The organism is Nocardioides sp. NPDC057772, assembly GCF_042798075.1.
Taxonomy (GTDB): Bacteria; Actinomycetota; Actinomycetes; order Propionibacteriales; family Nocardioidaceae; genus Nocardioides.
This window is the reverse complement of sequence record NZ_JBHVKN010000383.1, coordinates 1-1,603: the sequence shown is the minus strand read 5'-3', so window position 1 is coordinate 1,603 and position 1,603 is coordinate 1. Positions and strand designations below refer to the sequence as shown.

At 72.9% G+C, this 1,603-nt stretch carries 1 protein-coding gene and 1 pseudogene; both read left to right on the top strand.

The window, feature by feature from the left end:
• Positions 1 to 112: 112 nt before the first annotated feature.
• Positions 113 to 1,075, top strand: a pseudogene (ribA, locus tag ACFVJS_RS27900) (GTP cyclohydrolase II); the annotation flags it as partial.
• The gene (gene ribH, locus ACFVJS_RS27895) at positions 1,072 to 1,554 is read left to right on the top strand and encodes a 6,7-dimethyl-8-ribityllumazine synthase (RefSeq protein WP_378886790.1); all 483 of its coding nucleotides are present in this window, start codon (positions 1,072 to 1,074) and stop codon (positions 1,552 to 1,554) included. The pseudogene ribA and the gene ribH, both read left to right, overlap by 4 nt.
• Positions 1,555 to 1,603 lie beyond the last annotated feature (49 nt).

Sequence of the window (1,603 nt, the reverse complement as noted above, 5' to 3'; positions counted from 1 at the left end):
GTTTTTCTGCGTGGCGCCGCCCGCACCCGGGCCCGCCGCACCCCCCCCCCCCCCTACCACGTGACACACCGCGCCCCCCACGCCCCCGGGGTCGGCGGTCTGGGGCGCCCCCCGCGCGGCCCCCACGACCGGCATCTCGGCGGCCGATCGGGCGCTCACCACCCGGCTGCTGGCCGGGCCGGCGTCGGTGGCCGGCGACCTGACCCGCCCGGGTCACGTCTTCCCGCTGCGGGCGCGTGACGGGGGCGTGCTGGTGCGGGTCGGCCACACCGAGGCCGCCGTCGACCTCACCCGGCTGGCCGGGCTGGAGCCCGCCGGTGCGCTGGTCGAGCTGGTCAACGACGACGGCACCATGCAACGGGCACCGCAGCTGCGGGAGTTCGCCGACGAGCACGGTCTCGCGATGATCTCGATCGCCGACCTGGTCACCTACCGGCGGCGTACGGAGGTGCTGGTCGAGCGCAAGGCGGTGACCCGGCTGCCCACCGAGTTCGGCGACTTCACCGCCTACGGCTACCGCACCATCGACGACGGCGTCGAGCACGTCGCGCTGGTCCACGGCGACGTGTCCGGGTGCGACCCGGTGCTCGCCCGGGTGCACTCGGAGTGCCTGACCGGCGACGTGTTCGGGTCGCGCCGCTGCGATTGCGGACCCCAGCTGCGCGAGGCGCTCGAGCGGATCGCGACGGAGGGCTGCGGCGTGGTGGTCTACCTGCGCGGGCACGAGGGTCGCGGGATCGGGCTGCTCGCCAAGCTGCAGGCCTACCAGCTCCAGGACGGCGGTCGCGACACCGTCGACGCCAACCTCGACCTCGGCCTGCCGGCCGACGCCCGCCACTACGGTGCCGCCTCGCAGATCCTGCGCGACCTCAAGGTCGACTCGGTGCGCCTGCTGACCAACAACCCTGAGAAGGTGAGCAACCTAGAGGCGTACGGCGTCGAGGTCGCCGAGCGGGTCCCGCTCACCCCGCGGCCCAACGAGCACAACCTCGCCTACCTGCTGACCAAGCGTGACCGGATGGGTCACGCGCTGCCCGATCTGTCCGAGCCGAAACTGTCCGAGGAGAACCGATGAGTGGCAAGGGAGCCCCGACCCCCGAGGTCGCCGACGCGAGCGATCTGCGGGTCGCCGTGGTGGCCGCGCGCTGGCACGACGAGGTCATGACCGGCCTGCTGAACGGCGCGGAACGGGCGCTGAAAGACGCTTCGGTCGGCGGCCTGACCCTCGTCCGGGTCCCGGGCGCCTTCGAGCTCCCCGTCGCCGCGGCCGCGCTCGCCAAGTCAGGCTACGACGCCATCGTCGCGCTGGGCGTCGTCATCCGCGGCGGCACCCCGCACTTCGACTACGTCTGCTCAGCCGCCACCGATGGGCTGAACCGGATTGCGATCGACCACACCATTCCGGTCGGCTTCGGCCTGTTGACCTGCGACAACGAGGAGCAGGCGCTCGACCGGGCTGGCCTCGAGGGGTCCAGCGAGGACAAGGGCTACGAGGCCGCCGCCGCAGCGATGGAGACCGCGCTCACGCTGCGCGACTGCGTACGTCACTACTGACGCCCACTCGGCGCAACTGTCCCGCCAGCAACGGCCGAGTCGGCGCATC

What these genes read in the sequence shown, in the direction of transcription:
- ribH (WP_378886790.1), top strand. Translation starts at nt 1,072, where the DNA reads ATGAGTGGCAAGGGAGCCCCGACCCCCGAGGTCGCCGACGCGAGCGAT.